This window comes from Fibrobacter sp. UWH9, assembly GCF_900129715.1.
GTDB lineage: Bacteria > Fibrobacterota > Fibrobacteria > Fibrobacterales > Fibrobacteraceae > Fibrobacter.
This window is the reverse complement of record NZ_FQWP01000004.1, coordinates 264,095-281,350: the sequence shown is the minus strand read 5'-3', so window position 1 is coordinate 281,350 and position 17,256 is coordinate 264,095. Positions and strand designations below refer to the sequence as shown.

16 protein-coding genes and 1 pseudogene are annotated in these 17,256 nt (G+C 51.4%); 16 read left to right on the top strand and 1 reads right to left on the bottom strand.

Going from position 1 to position 17,256, the window contains the following annotated elements; translation table 11 throughout:
- The first annotated feature begins 202 nt into the window (after positions 1 to 202).
- The 3 genes from BUB94_RS05755 to BUB94_RS05745 are packed head-to-tail and all read left to right on the top strand — an operon-like array spanning position 203 to position 2,273.
- Positions 203 to 517, top strand: coding sequence for a YbjQ family protein (locus BUB94_RS05755; RefSeq protein ID WP_073158272.1), 315 nt, complete (start codon positions 203 to 205; stop codon positions 515 to 517).
- Between the two features lie 23 nt (positions 518 to 540).
- Positions 541 to 1,191: a hypothetical protein gene (locus BUB94_RS16380; protein WP_139260145.1), complete on the top strand. Its 651-nt coding sequence runs from the start codon at positions 541 to 543 to the stop codon at positions 1,189 to 1,191.
- Positions 1,192 to 1,196: 5 nt separating this feature from the next.
- Positions 1,197 to 2,273: a TIGR04133 family radical SAM/SPASM protein gene (locus tag BUB94_RS05745; RefSeq protein ID WP_073234978.1), complete on the top strand. Its 1,077-nt coding sequence runs from the start codon at positions 1,197 to 1,199 to the stop codon at positions 2,271 to 2,273.
- Between the two features lie 73 nt (positions 2,274 to 2,346).
- Here BUB94_RS05745 and BUB94_RS05740 read toward each other — a convergent pair whose 3' ends face one another.
- On the bottom strand, positions 2,347 to 3,891 hold the full coding sequence (locus BUB94_RS05740) for a glucuronyl esterase domain-containing protein (RefSeq protein WP_073234974.1): 1,545 nt from the start codon (positions 3,889 to 3,891) through the stop codon (positions 2,347 to 2,349).
- 298 nt (positions 3,892 to 4,189) lie between these two features.
- Here BUB94_RS05740 and BUB94_RS05735 point away from each other — a divergent pair, with 298 nt between their 5' ends.
- From BUB94_RS05735 to BUB94_RS05680, 13 genes and pseudogenes are all read left to right on the top strand, one after another.
- Positions 4,190 to 6,340 carry a RelA/SpoT family protein gene (locus BUB94_RS05735; RefSeq protein ID WP_073158261.1) on the top strand — a complete coding sequence of 717 codons (2,151 nt, stop codon included), beginning with the start codon at positions 4,190 to 4,192 and terminating at the stop codon, positions 6,338 to 6,340.
- The gene (locus BUB94_RS05730; RefSeq protein WP_073158258.1) at positions 6,337 to 6,930 is read left to right on the top strand and encodes a hypothetical protein; all 594 of its coding nucleotides are present in this window, start codon (positions 6,337 to 6,339) and stop codon (positions 6,928 to 6,930) included. Before BUB94_RS05735 ends, BUB94_RS05730 begins: the two co-directional genes overlap by 4 nt.
- A 12-nt stretch (positions 6,931 to 6,942) precedes the next feature.
- Positions 6,943 to 7,323 (top strand): NADH-quinone oxidoreductase subunit A, encoded by a 381-nt coding sequence (locus tag BUB94_RS05725; protein WP_073158255.1) that lies wholly within the window; start codon positions 6,943 to 6,945, stop codon positions 7,321 to 7,323.
- Positions 7,314 to 7,796, top strand: a pseudogene (locus BUB94_RS17465) (NADH-quinone oxidoreductase subunit B); the annotation flags it as partial. The gene BUB94_RS05725 and the pseudogene BUB94_RS17465, both read left to right, overlap by 10 nt.
- A 117-nt stretch (positions 7,797 to 7,913) precedes the next feature.
- On the top strand, positions 7,914 to 8,573 hold the full coding sequence (locus BUB94_RS17460) for an NADH-quinone oxidoreductase subunit C (protein WP_346348707.1): 660 nt from the start codon (positions 7,914 to 7,916) through the stop codon (positions 8,571 to 8,573).
- Positions 8,570 to 9,712 carry an NADH-quinone oxidoreductase subunit D gene (locus tag BUB94_RS05715; protein ID WP_073158250.1) on the top strand — a complete coding sequence of 381 codons (1,143 nt, stop codon included), beginning with the start codon at positions 8,570 to 8,572 and terminating at the stop codon, positions 9,710 to 9,712. The genes BUB94_RS17460 and BUB94_RS05715 overlap by 4 nt, the downstream gene beginning before the upstream one ends.
- Positions 9,713 to 9,726: 14 nt before the next feature.
- Complete coding sequence (locus BUB94_RS05710; protein ID WP_073234971.1) at positions 9,727 to 10,845, top strand: complex I subunit 1/NuoH family protein; 1,119 nt, start codon at positions 9,727 to 9,729, stop codon at positions 10,843 to 10,845.
- 12 nt (positions 10,846 to 10,857) lie between these two features.
- The gene (locus BUB94_RS05705; protein ID WP_073158244.1) at positions 10,858 to 11,331 is read left to right on the top strand and encodes a 4Fe-4S binding protein; all 474 of its coding nucleotides are present in this window, start codon (positions 10,858 to 10,860) and stop codon (positions 11,329 to 11,331) included.
- The gene (locus tag BUB94_RS05700) at positions 11,331 to 11,927 is read left to right on the top strand and encodes an NADH-quinone oxidoreductase subunit J family protein (RefSeq protein ID WP_083538125.1); all 597 of its coding nucleotides are present in this window, start codon (positions 11,331 to 11,333) and stop codon (positions 11,925 to 11,927) included. Before BUB94_RS05705 ends, BUB94_RS05700 begins: the two co-directional genes overlap by 1 nt.
- Positions 11,924 to 12,229, top strand: coding sequence for an NADH-quinone oxidoreductase subunit NuoK (gene nuoK, locus BUB94_RS05695; protein WP_073158242.1), 306 nt, complete (start codon positions 11,924 to 11,926; stop codon positions 12,227 to 12,229). Before BUB94_RS05700 ends, nuoK begins: the two co-directional genes overlap by 4 nt.
- The gene (nuoL, locus tag BUB94_RS05690) at positions 12,222 to 14,177 is read left to right on the top strand and encodes an NADH-quinone oxidoreductase subunit L (protein ID WP_073234968.1); all 1,956 of its coding nucleotides are present in this window, start codon (positions 12,222 to 12,224) and stop codon (positions 14,175 to 14,177) included. Before nuoK ends, nuoL begins: the two co-directional genes overlap by 8 nt.
- Positions 14,178 to 14,189: 12 nt before the next feature.
- Positions 14,190 to 15,731, top strand: coding sequence for a complex I subunit 4 family protein (locus BUB94_RS05685; RefSeq protein ID WP_073234966.1), 1,542 nt, complete (start codon positions 14,190 to 14,192; stop codon positions 15,729 to 15,731).
- A 1-nt stretch (position 15,732) separates the two neighbouring features.
- Complete coding sequence (locus BUB94_RS05680) at positions 15,733 to 17,160, top strand: NADH-quinone oxidoreductase subunit N (RefSeq protein WP_073158233.1); 1,428 nt, start codon at positions 15,733 to 15,735, stop codon at positions 17,158 to 17,160.
- The last annotated feature ends 96 nt before the right edge of the window (positions 17,161 to 17,256 follow it).

The window sequence follows — 17,256 nt, the reverse complement described above, 5'->3', positions numbered from 1 at the left end:
ATGGATTTGTATAATTTTGACATGGGCTTTTTCTTCTGTTTTTTTTGGCGATTAAATTTTAGAAAATAGCCCATTTTTTGTTTAATTTAGGCGAAAGTCAACAAAAAAGGGTGGCGAAGCCACCCACACATGTTGATGAAGAGCCGTTTTATTGTATATTTAGGGAAAGATCTATCCTTTTTTCGACGTCACGGAGGTTCCCATGAGACTTTTCACCACAGACTTTATCTCGGGCAAGGAAATCGAAACTATCTGCATGGTCAAAGGTAGCGTCGTCTTCAGCAAGAATGTAGTCCGCGATGTTTTTGCAGGTCTTAAATCCATTATCGGTGGCGAACTGGCAGGCTATACAGAAATGCTGAACGAAGCTAGGCAGCAGGCTACAGAACGAATGGAACGGGACGCCCGCAATGTTGGCGCTGACGCCATCGTTGGAATTCGCTTTATGACATCAGCCGTCATGGCAGGCGCCGCAGAAATCATCGTTTACGGAACTGCCGTAAAAATCAAGAAGTAACCCCATCAGTTAGGAGACACAAAATGAGTTTATTAAAGAAGCATTGGCAAAAGTTCATTATTGCCTCGTTCGCCAGTTTCTGGGCCAGCTGCAGTGATTCCGAATCATCTACACAACCCGTTTACGAAGAGCCATCATCAAGCTCCAATGCAACAACGTCTAGTTCCAACGAGACAACCCCTAATTCTAGCAGCAATGTGGAACCGACATCCAATAACAGCGAAAATACGATTCGTCCCTCAAGCAGTTCGTCAAATTCCATTCCCCAGATAGAGCCGCTGTATGGTGTAGTGCAGGAGCCGCTACAGCCGACCTGTAAGCCATCCGTGGTCGAAAGCTATTCGATTCCTCCTTGTCACGACGAAATCTGCCCGGATTACGGTGTTGAAATTGTGAAAACGGAAGGTTGCGATTGCAGTGATGGAAGTTCCTACACTCTGGAACAATTTTCCAATCTCTTTGGCGTTGATGAAGACGCCGCAAGAGAATGCAATCCTGGCAACGCAACAGATCCGAACAATTCCAGCGAGGAAAACTCCAGCAGTTCCATGGGCATTGACGAGCCTCCCTTCGTCAAGGACACCGCCTTCATCGACCAACCCGCAGTTTACGGGCCTCCTTGCTTTTTCAACGGGACATGTAACGACGTTCCCAGCACCGAGGAAAAGGAGTAGTCCCGATGAAGCTAGGCTTCAAGAAACGTCTTGCACTGGAATTCTACCGTCTTTATCGCCATAATGAAATAAAGACGCACCCACTGACCTATTTCTTCTGGGAATGCACTCTACGTTGTAATTTGCACTGCCTGCACTGCGGAAGTGACTGTCTAAAGGATGCCATTCCCGACATGCCTCGGGAAGACTTTATGGCAGTACTAGACCACTTGGCACCCCACATCGACCCCAAGCACTTCATGGTGGTCATTACCGGTGGCGAGCCCCTCATGCGTCAGGATCTGGTGGAATGCGGTCAGGAAATCAAGAAGCGCGGTTACCCCTGGGGCATGGTCAGCAACGCCTTGGCCATGACGCCCCAGAAGTTCGTGGACCTGCTGAATGCAGGTCTCCGTTCCCTCACCATTAGCCTAGACGGCCTTCACGACAGCCACAATCATTTCCGTGGCAGTCCCAACAGCTTTGACAATGCCATTCGCGCCATCAATATGGCAGCCCACACGCCAGGCCTTACCTTTGACACCATGACCTGCGTCAACAAGCAGAATCTTCCGGAGCTCCCCGAAATTCGCGACATGTTGATCAAGATTGGCGTCAAGCGTTGGAGAATCGCCACCGTATTCCCCAAGGGGCGCGCCAAGGACAATCCCCTGTTCCAACTGACCAACAAGGAATTTAAGCAGGTCTTTGACTTTATCCGCGAAACCAAGAGGATGGGTGTCATCAACGTGAACTACGGCTGCGAGGGATTCCTAGGCAGCTACGAAAAGGAAGCTCGCAATTATCCGTTCTTCTGCCGCGCCGGCGTAAACGTAGGTTCAGTCCTTGCCAATGGCGATATTTCGGCATGCCCCAGCCTCCGTGGCGACTACATCCAGGGAAACATATACAAGGATGACATCTGGGACGTATGGCAGAACCGCTACCAGATTATGCGAGACCGCAACTGGGCCCGCCTTGGAGACTGCAAGAAGTGCAAGTACTGGCGTTACTGCGAAGGTTCCAGCCTCCACCTTCGTGACGAGAAGACCAAGGAATTGGCATACTGCCACGTCAAGCGTTTGGAAGACGCAGGGGCGTAACCTCAAAAAAACAGATATCAAAAAAAGGCTGTCCCATTTTCAGGAACAGCCTTTTTCATATTTGCGCAATCAATTATCGGAGCGTCGGTGTAGTCCAGTCGATCCAATCGGACTTATTCCACTTAATCTGCTCAGAATTCTTGGTGTAGTCAATCTTTCCCGTTTGAACTCCATCCTTACCCAGCAGGAACTTGTTGATAAAGTCCTTCACTTCGTCAAACTGTCCGTTGGGCAAGGAACAGTGGGCGTGACCGCCTTCCTGGGAATAGGTGTAATTTTCGCTTACGCCCAATGCGTCAAAGACTTCCTTGGAAGCCTGGCCGCAGTAGTTGGAGGGAACTTCACCAAGCCATTCCTGGCCTGCGTTGTCGATAATCAGCAAGGGACGAGGAGCCACCATGGCCACCAGCATATGCTGGTCAAAGGGCAAGGTGTTTTCCTTTCCGTCGTAGTTCTTGAAGGTTGTCTTCATCCAGTTGCCTTCTGAGCCCGCACTATTCAGGCCCTGTACAAACTGTTTGCCCTTCTGCTTATTGACTTGAGCCCCCACACGCCAGAGGGAAGCGCCACCGGAACCGGATTCCTGGGGAATGGTCAAGGCAATACGGGTATCAAAGGCGCCAACAGCAAGAGAGCCCTTGCCCCAGCGAGAACAACCGGTAATACCAAGATGCTTTACATCGATGCCAGCTTCCGGAGTTTTTTCCAGAGCGTCAATCAGGCGGCTCACACCCCATGCCCAAGCCATGATGGTGCCAGTGCTAGCGTTGGATCCATAAATGTCGTAGAACTTACCGCTACCACGCTGGCTTTCAGGAGCAACATTATCGGGGTTGAAGATAATCTGAGCAATGTCAAGACCAGAGAGGGAGCCACCCAGGCTACCGCAAGTGTTACCCATAAAGCCACCGCCAAAGCCGATCATGGCGGGCTTCGGGTTATCCTTGGTGCCTGCGCCATTGATGGTTACAGCGAAGGAAGCCGACTTACCCTTGTCGGTCACGGTCACGGTAAAGGTGCTTCCTGCAAGTTTGCCTTCCACTTTTTCGGGATTACGAGGCTTATCGCCGTACATGATCTTTTCGTACATGGCGCCAATTTCTTCACGACGGCACTTCCATTCGTCCTTGGAAGAAATTCGTGTTCCAGCCAAAGTGGTGAACGGGTCCGGAAGTTTTGCATTGTTGACGCTAGTAGGAATTTCACTAATCGAGCACTCATCTCGGTAGTCTTCCTTGAAAGCAGGGGCGGCCTCCACTATCGCGCTGGAACTAGAAATCTCTGCGACTTCTGAACTGGAAGACAGCACCTCGCTTTCCGCGGAATCTGCAGAACTTAAAGGCAATTCTGAAACGGAACTTTCCGGATTGACGGAGGAGCTACTTTCCCCCTCCAGATTAGGAACTTCCTCTTGCTCAGAACTCAGGGCCTCTCCACCTACGGGATCCTGCAACACCGACTCGGAGCTTTCCGGCCCCAATAGGCTTTCACTGGAAACAACCCCATTGACGTCACCCTCTGGTCCAAGACCATTGCTTTTATCATCAGAACAGCCATTCGCAGAGAACAGCCCCAAAACAGCTATGGCAGAAACAGCCAGCATTTTTCTTGTTTTCATAAACCCATCCAATCCCTCTTCTCAACCATTTGAGATCGAGGCCCATACAATATAATCTCAAACGTGACAAGAATCACATTTTATCCACGATTAACGTTGTTAGACACTACAACATTTTTTCCCGGGAAAAACGCCCCTACCGTGCTTTACAAAATTTGTTTTTTAGGGTCAAACGTTTTACGTCTCTTGAAAAGTTCCTTTTTGGATTTTTAGCATGAAAACCCCAAAGCCCTTATTTTTCGCTTATTTCACAATCTGTACAACACGACACCCCCTTTTTTAGATATAATTGAGGGTAATGGATCAACTGAATCTTTCATCTAACCAAGAGCACATTATTGATGTGCTGATTAGAAAGAATCCCGACCTAGATCGTGGGATTCTGTCTAAGGCTGTTGCCTTTATCGCCCAAGCTCACGAAGGACAGTACCGCAAGAGCGGCATGCCCTACACCGAGCACCCCTACGAAGTAGCCAAGATTCTTGCAGACCTTAAGCAGGACCAGCCCACCGTTTTGGCAGGCCTGTTGCACGACGTCGTCGAAGATACGGATCATTCCCTGGAAGAACTTGCCGAAATGTTCGGCGAAGACACCGCATTCATGGTGGACGCCGTCACAAAGATTACAGCAGCCCAGGAAGCCAACAAGACTGCCCAGAAGGCAGAGACTTACCGAAAGCTGATTATCGCCATGGCCAAGGATCCCCGCGTCATCATGATCAAGATCGCGGACCGTATCCACAACATGCGAACCATGCGGTACATGAAGCCCGAAAAGCGCCAGCTGATTGCCCAGGAAACCCTGGACATCTACATTCCGCTGACCCACAGATTCGGTCTCTACAAGCTTAAAAACGAACTTGAAGACCTGAGTTTCAAGTACGTGAACCCCGACGAATACCAAAAACTGGTAGACGCTCTTATCGAGAACAAGGAATCCCGCGAACAGTACATCCAGTCCGTGATTGGCCCGCTCCAGATCAAGATGGCCCTGGAAGATTTCGACTGTACCATCCAGGGACGCACCAAGAACATCTACAGTATCTACAACAAGATGCTCAGTCGCGGCTGCCAGTTCGAAGATATTTTCGACATTTTCGCAATCCGCATCATCGTGGAGTCCATCCCCGAATGCTACCTGGCCCTAGGCTACGTCCATAACCTGTGGACTCCGCTGCAGAGCCGCTTCAAGGATTACATCGCCACCCCCAAGCCCAACCTTTACCAGAGTATCCATACCACGGTTATCGGCCCCGACAACAAGATGGTCGAAGTCCAGATTCGAACCAAGGATATGGACCTTACGGCAGAAAAGGGTTTTGCCGCACACTGGGCCTACAAACTGGAAACCCAGCACGAAGGTGAAGAGCTGGCCTGGTTGAACCACATGGTGAAGCTCCAGTCCGAGATTTCCGACTCCAAGGAATACCTGGACTTCCTGAAGGTTGACTTGAAACCTAGCGGCATGACCGTATTCACCCCCAAGGGTACATCCATAGAACTGCCCCAGGGTGCCATTGTCCTTGACTTCGCCTTTGCCGTACACACGGAACTGGGTCTCCACTGCATTGGCGCAAAAATCAACGATGAAGTGGTAAATCTTGACACCGTGGTCACCCATGGAGCCACCATCCAGATTTTGAAGAGCCCCCACCAGGAACCCAGCCCCGAATGGCTCGAAATGGTCAAGACCGTAAAGGCCAAGCAGGAACTGCGTCGCTGGATGCGAAACAGCATGATCCAACAGTCCAAGGACTTGGGCAAGGAAATCTGGATTCGAGAACTGCGTCTTGCAAAAATTGAAAAGGACAAACGTCCTGCAGAAGAAGCCATCAACAAATATTTCGGGACCACAAGCGTCGACGACTTCTACGAACGAATCGGCCAAGGTGAACTGCCCCTGGTAGACATCCAGAGATTCCTCAACGGCGACCGCGCCCAGAACGGCAACGATTCTGCAAAGGCTCTGAAGTTCTTCCCCTCGTTCAACAAGGACAAGAAGGCCGAATACCGCGACGAAATGCCGCTGCAGATCGGGCGCGAAACCAGTTTGATGATCCACTTCGCCAAGTGTTGCGCCCCTGTTCCCGGTGACAAGATTGTCGGTGTCCTACGCCCCCAGATCGGTATCGAAGTCCACAACGAAGATTGCCCCGAACTAAAGAAACTGACCGATGGTCAGCAGATCGCCGTGCAGTGGAGCGAGCAGTCAACCCATGCCTTCGAAGTTCACTTGTCCATCGAAAACGACAACCGCAAGAACTTTACCTACGATGTGCTGAAAGCCCTGAAAGACGAGAATCTGTTTATGGATCGGATTTCCTCTGCCGGTGTCAATTATTCCGGCAGGGTTCGTCTCGTATTCAAGGCATACCGCAAGGAACAGGTCGACAACCTTATTTCAAACATCAAGAAAATTCCAGGCGTACGCCAGGTGGTTAAATCATGATTACAACCCTCCACCACAGCGACTATACATTGAAGAATCGTGCATTCAACTGCCGAATGCGCAATCGTTACTACGAAGAAGTATATTACGCCTTCAGAGCCATGTTCCCAAACGAAGTGGCCGAACGCAAAGAACCAAACCCGGTTGCCGATGCCATCTGGTTTCAGCATCTTGGTCACGAGACCAAGCATTTCGAGCATCGTCTTGTGACGTGCCTTGAATATGCCCAGGCAGCAGTTTTTTACGGCAAAGCCGAAAACGCCTCCCTCTATAGCAAGGACAAGCGTTGGGGTATTTTGCAAGAAGAAATCTTCTTGGTACACTTTTTGCGAGAGCTCTTGTCGACGACACGTTACGTGATTGCAAGAATCGAGACAGACCAGATGCTTCAACAATGGGCAGGCGAAATGCAGGATTTGAAAACCAAGCCGGTGGGTTATGGTTACGTCAACGCTATTCAAGAAAAGTTGAACGAAATGAATGCAGCCACCATTGATGAATTCAAGGATCTGCTCAAGCACGTCCTAGACCGATTCCAGATCGGCAACACACTCTTCGGAACCGTACAGGAACTGCAGAACTTCTATTAAGAGGCGCGAGAAATGTCAGAATATGTAATTCTATCCATTTTCCTTTTTTTGGGAGCGTTTATCGCCGCGGCCGCTACCGTGACAGGCCTATTGCTAGGTTACCGCACCAAGAAAACAAAAAACAAGATGGCTCCCTACGAATGCGGTATGGAAACCATCGGCAATGCTCGAATTCAGTTCAAGGTGGGTTACTATCTGTTTGCCCTCCTTTTCCTTGTTTTTGACATCGAAGCGCTGTTCCTGCTTCCTGTCATGGCGAACTTCAAGGAAATCATGGCAGGGCATACAGCCCTCTCCCCCATCGTTGTTGTAATTGACTTGGTAATCTTCCTCGCCATTCTTGTTTCTGGCCTTGCCTACGCCTGGAAAAAAGGACTTCTCAAATGGGAATAATCAACTTTGCTCCTAAGATTCTGGACCCCATTCCCGGCGGCAAGTACGTCGTGAATGCGGTTGACTATGTGGTCAACTGGGCCCGCGCCAATTCCATTTGGCCCCTGACTTACGGCACCAGCTGCTGCGCCATCGAAATGATGAGCAGTTCCATGGCCCGCTATGATATTGCACGTTTCGGTTCCGAAGTGTTCCGAGCATCTCCCCGTCAGGCAGACTTGTTCATTATTGCGGGAACCATTACCCGTCGCATGGCCCCCGCCCTGCAGATGCTGTGGGAACAGATGCCGGGCCCCAAGTATGTGCTTGCTATGGGAGCCTGCACTATTAGCGGAGGCCCCTTCAAGTACGACAACTATTCCGTCGTTCGCGGAGCCGAAAACCTTATTCCCGTAGACGTATTCGTTCCCGGTTGCCCGCCCCGTCCCGAAGCACTTTTCCATGGTCTGCTGACCCTCCGCGAAAAAATCCTCAAGGAAACCTGCCGCGACCCCTGGCACGAGGGTGAAACCAAGGATACAGCCAATTTTGACCGTTACCGCGAAGCCGCCAAGGCCTGGGCCGAACTTGAAAAAATCAAGGACGAAGAAATGGCCGAAGCCCGCGTCAAGTTCAAGGAAGAGAATCCGGACTACAAGAGCGCCTTCAAGCCTGTTCGCGTCGTAAAGGAAACCTTCCCCGAAATTGTACGTGAACCTGTTGCAACCCGCGGTCTTTCCCAGGCAGAAATGTTGAAGAAACTGCAGGAAAAATTCCCGTCAATTACCGTCCGCACCGCTGGAGAAGATTCCGTGGAAACGACGGTCCAGAATATGACCGCAGACACTCCCCTGGAAGTTCTAGTCGATTCCAACGACTACCTTGCAGCCGTTGAATTCGTAAAGAAAGACGCCTCGTTCAAGATGGATTACCTAATTGACGTAACCGCCGCCGACTACAGCGATCATTTTGACTTGATTACCATGCTCCGCAGCATGGAACACGGACACAAGTTGTTCTTCTGCACACAGCTTAAGAAGGACGAAAATGTCGCCGCAGAAAAGCGAGCCACCGCATTGCTCGCCAAGGTTCCTACCGTCAGCCACCTGTACCCCGCCGCCGAGGTCAAGGAACGTGAAGTCTTCGACATGTTCGGCATAGAATTTACAGGTCATCAAGATCTTCGCCGCATCTTCCTGGACAAGGATTTTGTGGGCTACCCCCTCCGTAAGGACTTTACTCACCCCGATATGATTAAGAGGCCCGTATGAGTGTAACACAGCTCCCCCCGGGATTCAAGATCACCCGAGAATCTAACACCGAAGAATTCTTCGTGAACATGGGCCCCCAGCACCCCAGTACTCACGGTGCCTTGCGTCTGGCCCTTCGAATGGATGGCGAAACCATCATTGAAGTCGTTCCCCACTTCGGTTACATCCACCGCGGTATGGAAAAGCAGGCTGAGTCCATGACTTACCTGCAGTACATCGGTATGTCTGACCGTCAGGACTACCTGACCGCCATCCAGAACAATCTTGGCGTAGTTCTTGCTTTGGAAAAAGGCATGAACATCGGCGTTCCCGAAAGACAGGAATACATCCGCGTCATGCTCTGCGAACTTGGACGTATCGCAAGTCATCTGGTGTTCTTCGGCTGCTTTGGCGGCGACCTTGGCGGACAGACCTGCTTGCTGTTCGGCTTTAAGGAACGTGAAATGATTCATGACATTCTTGAAGAAGTCACCGGTTCCCGCCTGACCACAAACTACTTCCGCCCCGGCGGAAGCCGTTTCGACGTCCCCGAAAATTTCATTCCTCGCGTCAAGGCATTCCTGGATCATCTGGTCGGTGCCATGCGGGACTACGAACGTTTCCTTTCCAAGAACATCATTGTGCAGGAACGTTCCATCGGTATTGGCGTACTTTCAAGGGAAGACGCAATTGCCTACGGATGTTCAGGCCCCGTACTTCGCGCCAGCGGCGTTGACTTCGACGTGCGTAAGGCAAATCCCTACAGCATCTACAATCAGCTGGAATTTGACGTACCCACCACAACCAATGGCGACTGCTATGACCGCTACAACGTTCGCATTGCTGAAATCCACGAATCTATGCGAATCCTCCGTCAGTGCATCGACAAGTTCCCCACAGAAGGTCCCTGGCGTTCCAAGGAAAAGCCGGTGAAGCTTCCCGTCGGTCGTTTCTACAGCGAAGTTGAAACCGCGAAGGGTCTCTACGCCACCTATGTGGTTGCAGAAACCGCCAGCGACAAGCCCTATCGTATTCATACCCGCGGCCCCAGCTTCCCCCATATTGCAGCATTGAACAAGATGGTGCAAGGTCACACGGTTTCCGACTTGGTAACCATCATGGCAACTCTGGACCCGGTGATTCCGGAAATTGACAGATAAGGAGTTTGACTTTTATGTTCGTACCCTCTATCACAAATCCAATTGGCGATGTTGTTCGCGAATGGGTGCCGAAGCTTGCAGAATACCTGCCGGCAGCCATCCAGTCCGACACACTGAACACAATCGTAGCCTTCCTGGTAAACGCTGTCATCTGCGTCATTGCAGTTTGCGCCGTAAACATCGGTTCCGCCCCCATCCTCATCTATATGGAACGTAAGGTTTGCGCCCATGTGCAATGCCGTCTTGGCCCCATGCGCCTTGGCTGGCACGGCACCATCCAGACCATCGCCGACGTTCTGAAGATGCTCTTTAAGGAAGTGTACAACCCCGGTGGCGTTGACAAAGTCATGTACTACATGGCCCCGCTGATCGTGCTGATAGCCCCTTTCATGGTAGCAGCCCTTATTCCCTTTGGCCCCACCCTGGTGGTTGCCGATGTAGATATGGGCATTCCCCTGATTATCGCAGTCAACGGATTTGGCGTTCTCGGCATCTTGCTGGGCGGCTGGTCCAGTAACAACAAGTACTCCCTGCTCGGAGCCCTCCGTAGCGGCGCCCAGATGATCAGCTATGAAATTTCCTTCGCCATGATTCTGCTTTTCGTGGTGATGTTTTCCGGATCGACCAACCTGATGGATATCACCCAGAGCCAGAGCGGTACCGTTCTTGACTGGATGATTTTCAAGGTTCCTGTACTTGGCTTTATCGCCTTTATCCTGTTCTTCATTTCCAGTACTGCAGAAATGAACCGCGCACCGTTTGACATTGCCGAAGCGGAACAGGAATTGACCGGCGGTTACCACACGGAATACACAGGCACCCCCTTCGCCATGTTCTACCTGGCAGAATACATTGCCCTCGTCACCAACTCCGCACTGGCCACCACCTGCTTCCTGGGTGGTTTCCACGCACCCTGCATCGGAGTCGCTGCCGTAGACACCTACCTGAACATGGTTCCCGGTGTTATCTGGTTCTTTGCAAAGGTCTACTTTATGATCTGGTGCTACATGATGGTCCGCTGGACTTTTGTGCGCCCCCGTGTAGACCAGTTGATGAGTTTCGAATGGAAGTTCCTGCTGCCGGTAAACTTGTTGGTACTGGTAGCAGGCGCAATCTACATCGCGTTGTTCTAAGAGGATTTTATAATGGCTGAAAGAATAACTGCAAAACAGTATTTCAAGCGCTACTTGAAGCGCTGCATTACGGGTCCCTGGAGTCTGATGTGCGGTTTGTCCGTTACCCTCAAGTACTTCTTCAACCCCAAGCGTATTGTTACGGAACAGTACCCCGAAAACCGCAAGACTTTGAAGATGCACGAACGTTACCGCGGCCGTCTCCAGATGGTTGAAGACGCCGAAGGAAACAACCACTGCACCGCTTGCGGCATGTGCGAACGTGCCTGCCCCAACGCAAGCATCAACGTTCTTCCCACGAAGAACATCGCCGGCAAGAAAGTGCTGGGCCGTTACGTCTATCATTTTGCCAGCTGCACCCAGTGCGGTCTCTGCGTAGAAGCCTGCCCCTTTGGCGCAATCCGCATGTGCCAGGAATTTGAAGTGGCTACCACAGACCCCAGCACGCTGGAAATGATCTTGAACAAGAAGGAGGGACAAGGTTAATGCCTAACATTTCCCAGATACTTCCTGCACTGTCTCAGGCCTTCCCCCTCGGCGGCATGGACATTGCATTCTATGTGGTTGCAGCCATCATGCTGTTTACCGCACTGTTGACTGTTGCCGTACGAAACATACTGCAAAGTGCCGTATTCCTCATTTTCTCCTTTGTGGGTACAGCAATCCTTTACATGTTGCTCCATGCGGAATTCATCGCCTTGGCCCAGATCATGGTTTACGTGGGCGGCGTGGTGATTTTCGTCGTATTCACCATCTTGCTTACAAGCCACTTGGGAGAAGATTCCTTCAAGGCTAAGATGCCTCGCACCTTTGCGGCATTCGCACTGGCTATCGCCTTTGTTGCCGTAATGGTCAAGATGATCTTGCCTGTTAAGGAACTGACAGTTTCTACGCCTAGCGCACCCGAAGGATTCGCTTCGCTGAACGCCTTTGCCTTACGGCTTTTGAGTTACGGCGCAGACGGATTCGTCATACCTTTTGAAGTTGTAAGCATTTTACTTTTGATGACCTTGATCTGTTCCATCACCATAGCTCGCAAGGGCAAGGAAGACATGAAGGGAAACAAGGAGGTTCAAAAATGACTTTGATGAACTGCCTAATCCTCGCATTTTTGCTGTTTGGCATTGGCGTCTGGGGCCTTATGCACCGTCGTCACCTGGTGGGTATGCTGATTTCCATTGAACTCATGCTCAACGCAGCAAACATCAACTTTATCTCGTTCGCCTATTTCACAGCTAGTGACGCTACGGCGGGCGCCCTGTTTAGCATTTTCGTCATTGCCGTAACGGCCTGCGAAATGGCAATCGCCCTTGCCATTGTAGTCAGTATGTATCGCCGCTACAAGAGTCTTGACGTTGAACAGTTGAGGGACCTCCATGATTAACGACGTTTCCATCAGCTATCTTATCTTCTTGATGCCGCTTCTCACTTTTGTGGTAAACGGTCTCTTCCTGGGACGTAAATCAGCCAAGGGTGCAGCAATCTTTGCAATTATCTGCAACGGCATCGCGTTCGCTTCGGCTCTGTCCCTGGCCATAAGCTACTTCAGTTCCGGATACGCTCCCCAGAAGGCAATTCTTTTCGAGCTTCCGTTCCTGAAGTTTGCAGAAACCTTCGTGGCCAACATAGGCCTTCTGGTAGACCCTCTCAGCATCATGATGCTGGTGGTGGTTACCTTTATCGCCTTCATGGTCAATATCTACAGCGTAGGCTATATGCGTGGCGACCGCGCCGAAGGACGTTTCTTCGCGCTGCTTTCGCTGTTCAGCTTTAGCATGCTGGGCCTGGTTGCCGCCACCAACCTATTCCAGATGTTCATCTTCTGGGAACTGGTGGGTGTATCAAGCTACCTTCTGATCGGTTTCTGGTATCACAAGCCTTCTGCAGTAAGCGCCTCCAAGCAGGCCTTCATCCTCACCCGCTTCGCTGACAGTTTCTTCCTGTTCGGCATCGTGTTGGTCAGCTATGTTCTGCAGACCTTTGACTTCGCCAACATCAACAGCATTTCCCTCATTGCATTCAAGAAGCAGGTCATAAACCTGGGCATCATGAGCATTTCCCAGGCAGACGCCCTGATTCTTGGTTCCATCATGATCTTTACTGGTGGCTGGGGCAAGTCTGCCATGTTCCCCATGCACATCTGGCTGCCCAATGCCATGGAAGGTCCGACCCCGGTATCCTCCATCATCCATAGTGCAACCATGGTGGTGGCAGGTGTCTATCTGGTAGCACGTCTGTTCCCCTTCTTCGCCGCCTGCGGCGATGCACTTACCTTGATTATGTGGGTTGGCGCATTCACTATGGTATTTGCCGCTGTAATCGCCTGCACCCAGAAGGATATCAAGCGTATCCTCGCCTACTCTACCCTGAGTCAGCTGGGCTATATGATGTTCTCTCTCGGAGCCTGTAAGATTGGCGATGCCGTCATCGTAACCGGTTGGACAGCCTCCACCTTCCATATCTTTACTCACGCCTTCTTCAAGTGCAGTTTGTTCCTGATTGCTGGTAGCTTGATTCATCAAGTTCATACCAATGATCTGGATGCCATGGGTGGTCTCCGCAAGAAGATGCCCATCACCTACATCTGCGCCCTGATTTCCATTTTGGCCATTTCCGGTATTCCGCCCTTCTCCGGTTTCTTCTCCAAGGACGAAATCATTCTGGCGGCATTCCAGGGTCATCATTATGTAGTGTTCGGTTTGGCCTTGCTCACCAGCGGTCTCACCACCTTCTACATGTTCCGCCTGTTCTTCCTGGCATTCCACGGTAAGCCCCGTTGCCACTCCGTTGCAGAAGGCCACGTTCACGAAGACTTCGCCATGACCTTGCCTATCGCAATCCTTGCAATCCCTGCTCTGGCTAGCGGTTTTGCAGCAAAGGGTCTGTTCGAACATTTCTTTGTGCCGGGCAAGCTCCGTGTTCCTCAACTGGTCTTACTCCCCGAGGCTCATTGGATTCCTGTTGTCGCCATTGGCGTTGCTGTTCTCGCCCTGTTGATTGCCTGGTTCCTTTATGCAAGTCCCAAGGCTAAAATTGAACGGGCCCTGGATGACACCAACCGCTGCGGAATCTACAAGACCATCTATCACAAGTTCTACTTCGACGAAATGTATTACTGCGTCGTCCGCCAGTTCGTCATTGGTGGCATCGCAAAAATCGCTCGTGGAATTCAGGACGTGGTTATCGAAGGTCTGGTCGCATTCGCCGTCTGGTTCGTACACAAGTTGGGAAATCTGGTTCGTACCGCCCAGAGCGGCAACCTGACTTTCTACGTGGGCACACTGATCGTGGGCATTATCATTTGGCGTTTCATCGGGAATCTCCCCTTCTAAGCAGGTTTAAGCATGGATACTTTACTTTTTAACCTGATTTGGCTTGTTCCCCTTTTCACAGTTCTTGTCTGTGCTCCGATTCCTTCGGCAAAGGCAAAACTGATCAAGGGCATCCACGGCACCTCCGCCACGCTGGTGTTGTTGCTGGTGGGTTATCTGACCTATCGTCTCTATATGCTGAGCGGCACCCCCGCCAATGAAGCAACGGCTCCGCTCCTGCTTCAGTTTTTCACGGACATTCCCTGGATAACAGCCTTCAACGCCCACTATATGGTTGGCGCCGACGGTCTGAATATGTTCCTGCTGTTGCTCACCGCTGTCATCGTATGGGCCGGTGTATTTGTCAGCTGGGAAATCAAGGGCAACCAGAAGGTGTTCTTCGCCTTGATCCAGATGCTGGCCACCAGCGTCTACGGCGTGTTCATGAGCATGGACCTGGTTCTGTTCTTCGTGTTCTACGAAATGGAAGCCCTGTGCATGTATCTGATGATCGCAGGTTATGGTTCCGGTCGCAAGGATTACGGTGGTAAGAAACTGACCCTTACCCTTGCATTCGGTTCCTCCATGATTCTGGCAACGCTGTTCGGTCTCTACTTCGAAAGCGGAATCAATAGCTGGAGCATCATGGAACTTTCCAAGATTACGATTCCTATGGATTTCCAGATGTGGGCCTTCCCCCTCATGTTCATGGGTTTCGCCGTCAGTTCCTCTTTGTTCCCCTTCCACTTCTGGAGTCCCGACGGCCACGCCAGCGCACCTACCGCGGTTTCTATGCTTGCTGCAGGCGTCATGATGAAGATGGGTGCCTACGGTTGCCTTCGCATCGCCATGTTCCTGATGCCCGAAGCCGCCAAGATTTGGCTCCCGTGGGTTGTTGCCTTCCTGATTTTCAACGTGGTTCTTGGGCCTTTCATCGCCCTCCGCCACAAGGATCTGAAGTACATTACCGCCTACAGTTCCATTAGCCATCTGGGTCTTATCTTCCTGGGCCTTGCCGCCATCACTCCCGTGGGTCTCCGCGGTGCAGCCCTCCAGATGATTTCCCATGGTTTCCTGACAGGTCTGTTCTTCGCCACTATCGGTATGATTTACGAACGCACTCACACCCGCGACATCACCCAGATGGGCGGCATCATGCGTAAGATGCCCTTCCTGGGCGTGGGTTTCGTAATCGCCGGTTTTGCAGGTCTCGGCCTTCCGGGCTTTAGCGGATTTGTCGCCGAAAGCACCATCTTTATTGGAGCTTTTGCCCAGGAATCTACCCTCACCCGCATCGTGACCATCCTTGCAATCCTCTCCATTACAACCACTGCAGTGTACATTCTACAGACCGCAAACCGTATGCTTCACGGCAATATGCCCGCCAAGTACGAAACCCTTACCGACGGATGCTTCCGCGAAAAGCTGGTTATCATCGTTCTGGTGGCATGCCTCCTGCTGATCGGTATTTTCCCGGGTTGGATTTCAAACATGCTGGACCAGAGCATCGCCCCCATCTTTGCAAAGATCTCTGCAGCAGCTTCTAGCGCATCCACCGCAGGAATTGGAGGTTAACATGACTTACATTCCGAATTACGTTATTCCCGACTTGTTGCTTTTGCTGCTCCCCTTCCTCGTCATCGGTAGCAGACTGTTCGTCAATGAAAATTCCAAGATTCCCTGGCGCGTTGCCAACATCGGCCTGGTTCTGATTTTCATCCTGCTGAACACCATCCCCCTGGCAAGCGCAAAGTTCTTCATCAGCAACTGGCGTGTGGATGATTTCGGCACCCTCATGCGTGAAGTACTGGTACTCAGCGCCATTCTCGGGGTATGGCTTTCCAAGGATTACTTCGATCATGGTGGAGACGGCAAACCGGCCATGCGCCAGCTGGCTGAGTTCATTGGAACCATCGTCTTTGCCACTTTCGGTGGAATCACGGTTATTTCCGCCAGCGACTTGCTCACATTCTTCCTGGGTCTCGAAATCGCAACCATCCCCATGTATGCCTTGACCGCATGGAATAAACGCGACCAGTTCGGATCCGAAGCCGCAACCAAGTACATCCTGATGGGTTCCGTGGCAACAGCCTTTGAACTCTTCGGATTCAGCTACTTGTACGGTTTTGCAGGAAACATCCGCTTTGACGCCATCCAGAGCGCAGCAAGCACACCCAACGCATTGCTTTGGATCGCCGTGCTGTTCCTATTCTGCGGCATCGGCTTCAAGCTGACCCTGTTCCCCTTCTACACCTGGGCCCCCGATGTTTACGAAGGCGCCCCCACCCCCGTTACCGCGGTGCTTTCCGTAACCTCCAAGGCAACAGCAATCGCATTCCTGGTGGTGCTGGTGTATGGCCCCCTGGCTCCGATCCGCGAACAGATTGCCCCCCTCATCGCCCTGCTTGCAGGAATCACCCTGTTTGTAGGAAACCTGGGAGCCCTAAAGCAGACTCGCCTCCGTCGCTTCATGGCATACAGTTCCATCGCCCAGGCCGGTTACATCATGGTCGCCTTGCTGGGTAACGGAGAATTGGCAAAGACAGCCATCATCTACTACCTGTTTGTCTACACCGTCGCAAACTACCTGGCATTCTTCGTTTTCGCCATCATCGGACACTACCGCGAAGAAAACTTCGACAGCCTCCGCGGTCTCTCCAAGCAGAATACCCCCCTGGCGGTAGCCCTGGCAGTAGCCATGTTTAGCCTGGCAGGCATTCCTCCCCTTGCAGGTTTCTTCGGCAAGTTCCACCTGTTCTTTAGCGGTGCATCTACCGGCCATTATGGCATTGTAGTGTTCGCCGTTTTGAACAACGTTCTTGCTTTGTTCTACTACCTGCAGGTCATCAAGAGTGCCTGGGCAGATGAAGCCGACGATAACCTGAGCCCCCTCCGTATGACCAAGCGTCAGCGCTGGGTGATCATCGCCCTGACAGCGACCGTAATCCTCATTGGTGTGTTGCCCTTCATCAGTAATAATGTGTTCGCAGGTTTTACATTCTAACCTGAAAAGAGAACATGATGAAAAGGCTCCTAGAAAATCTAGGGGCCTTTTTTTTGGTTCGTTTTTTTATTTCGCAGTCAAAACGTTCAAACACTA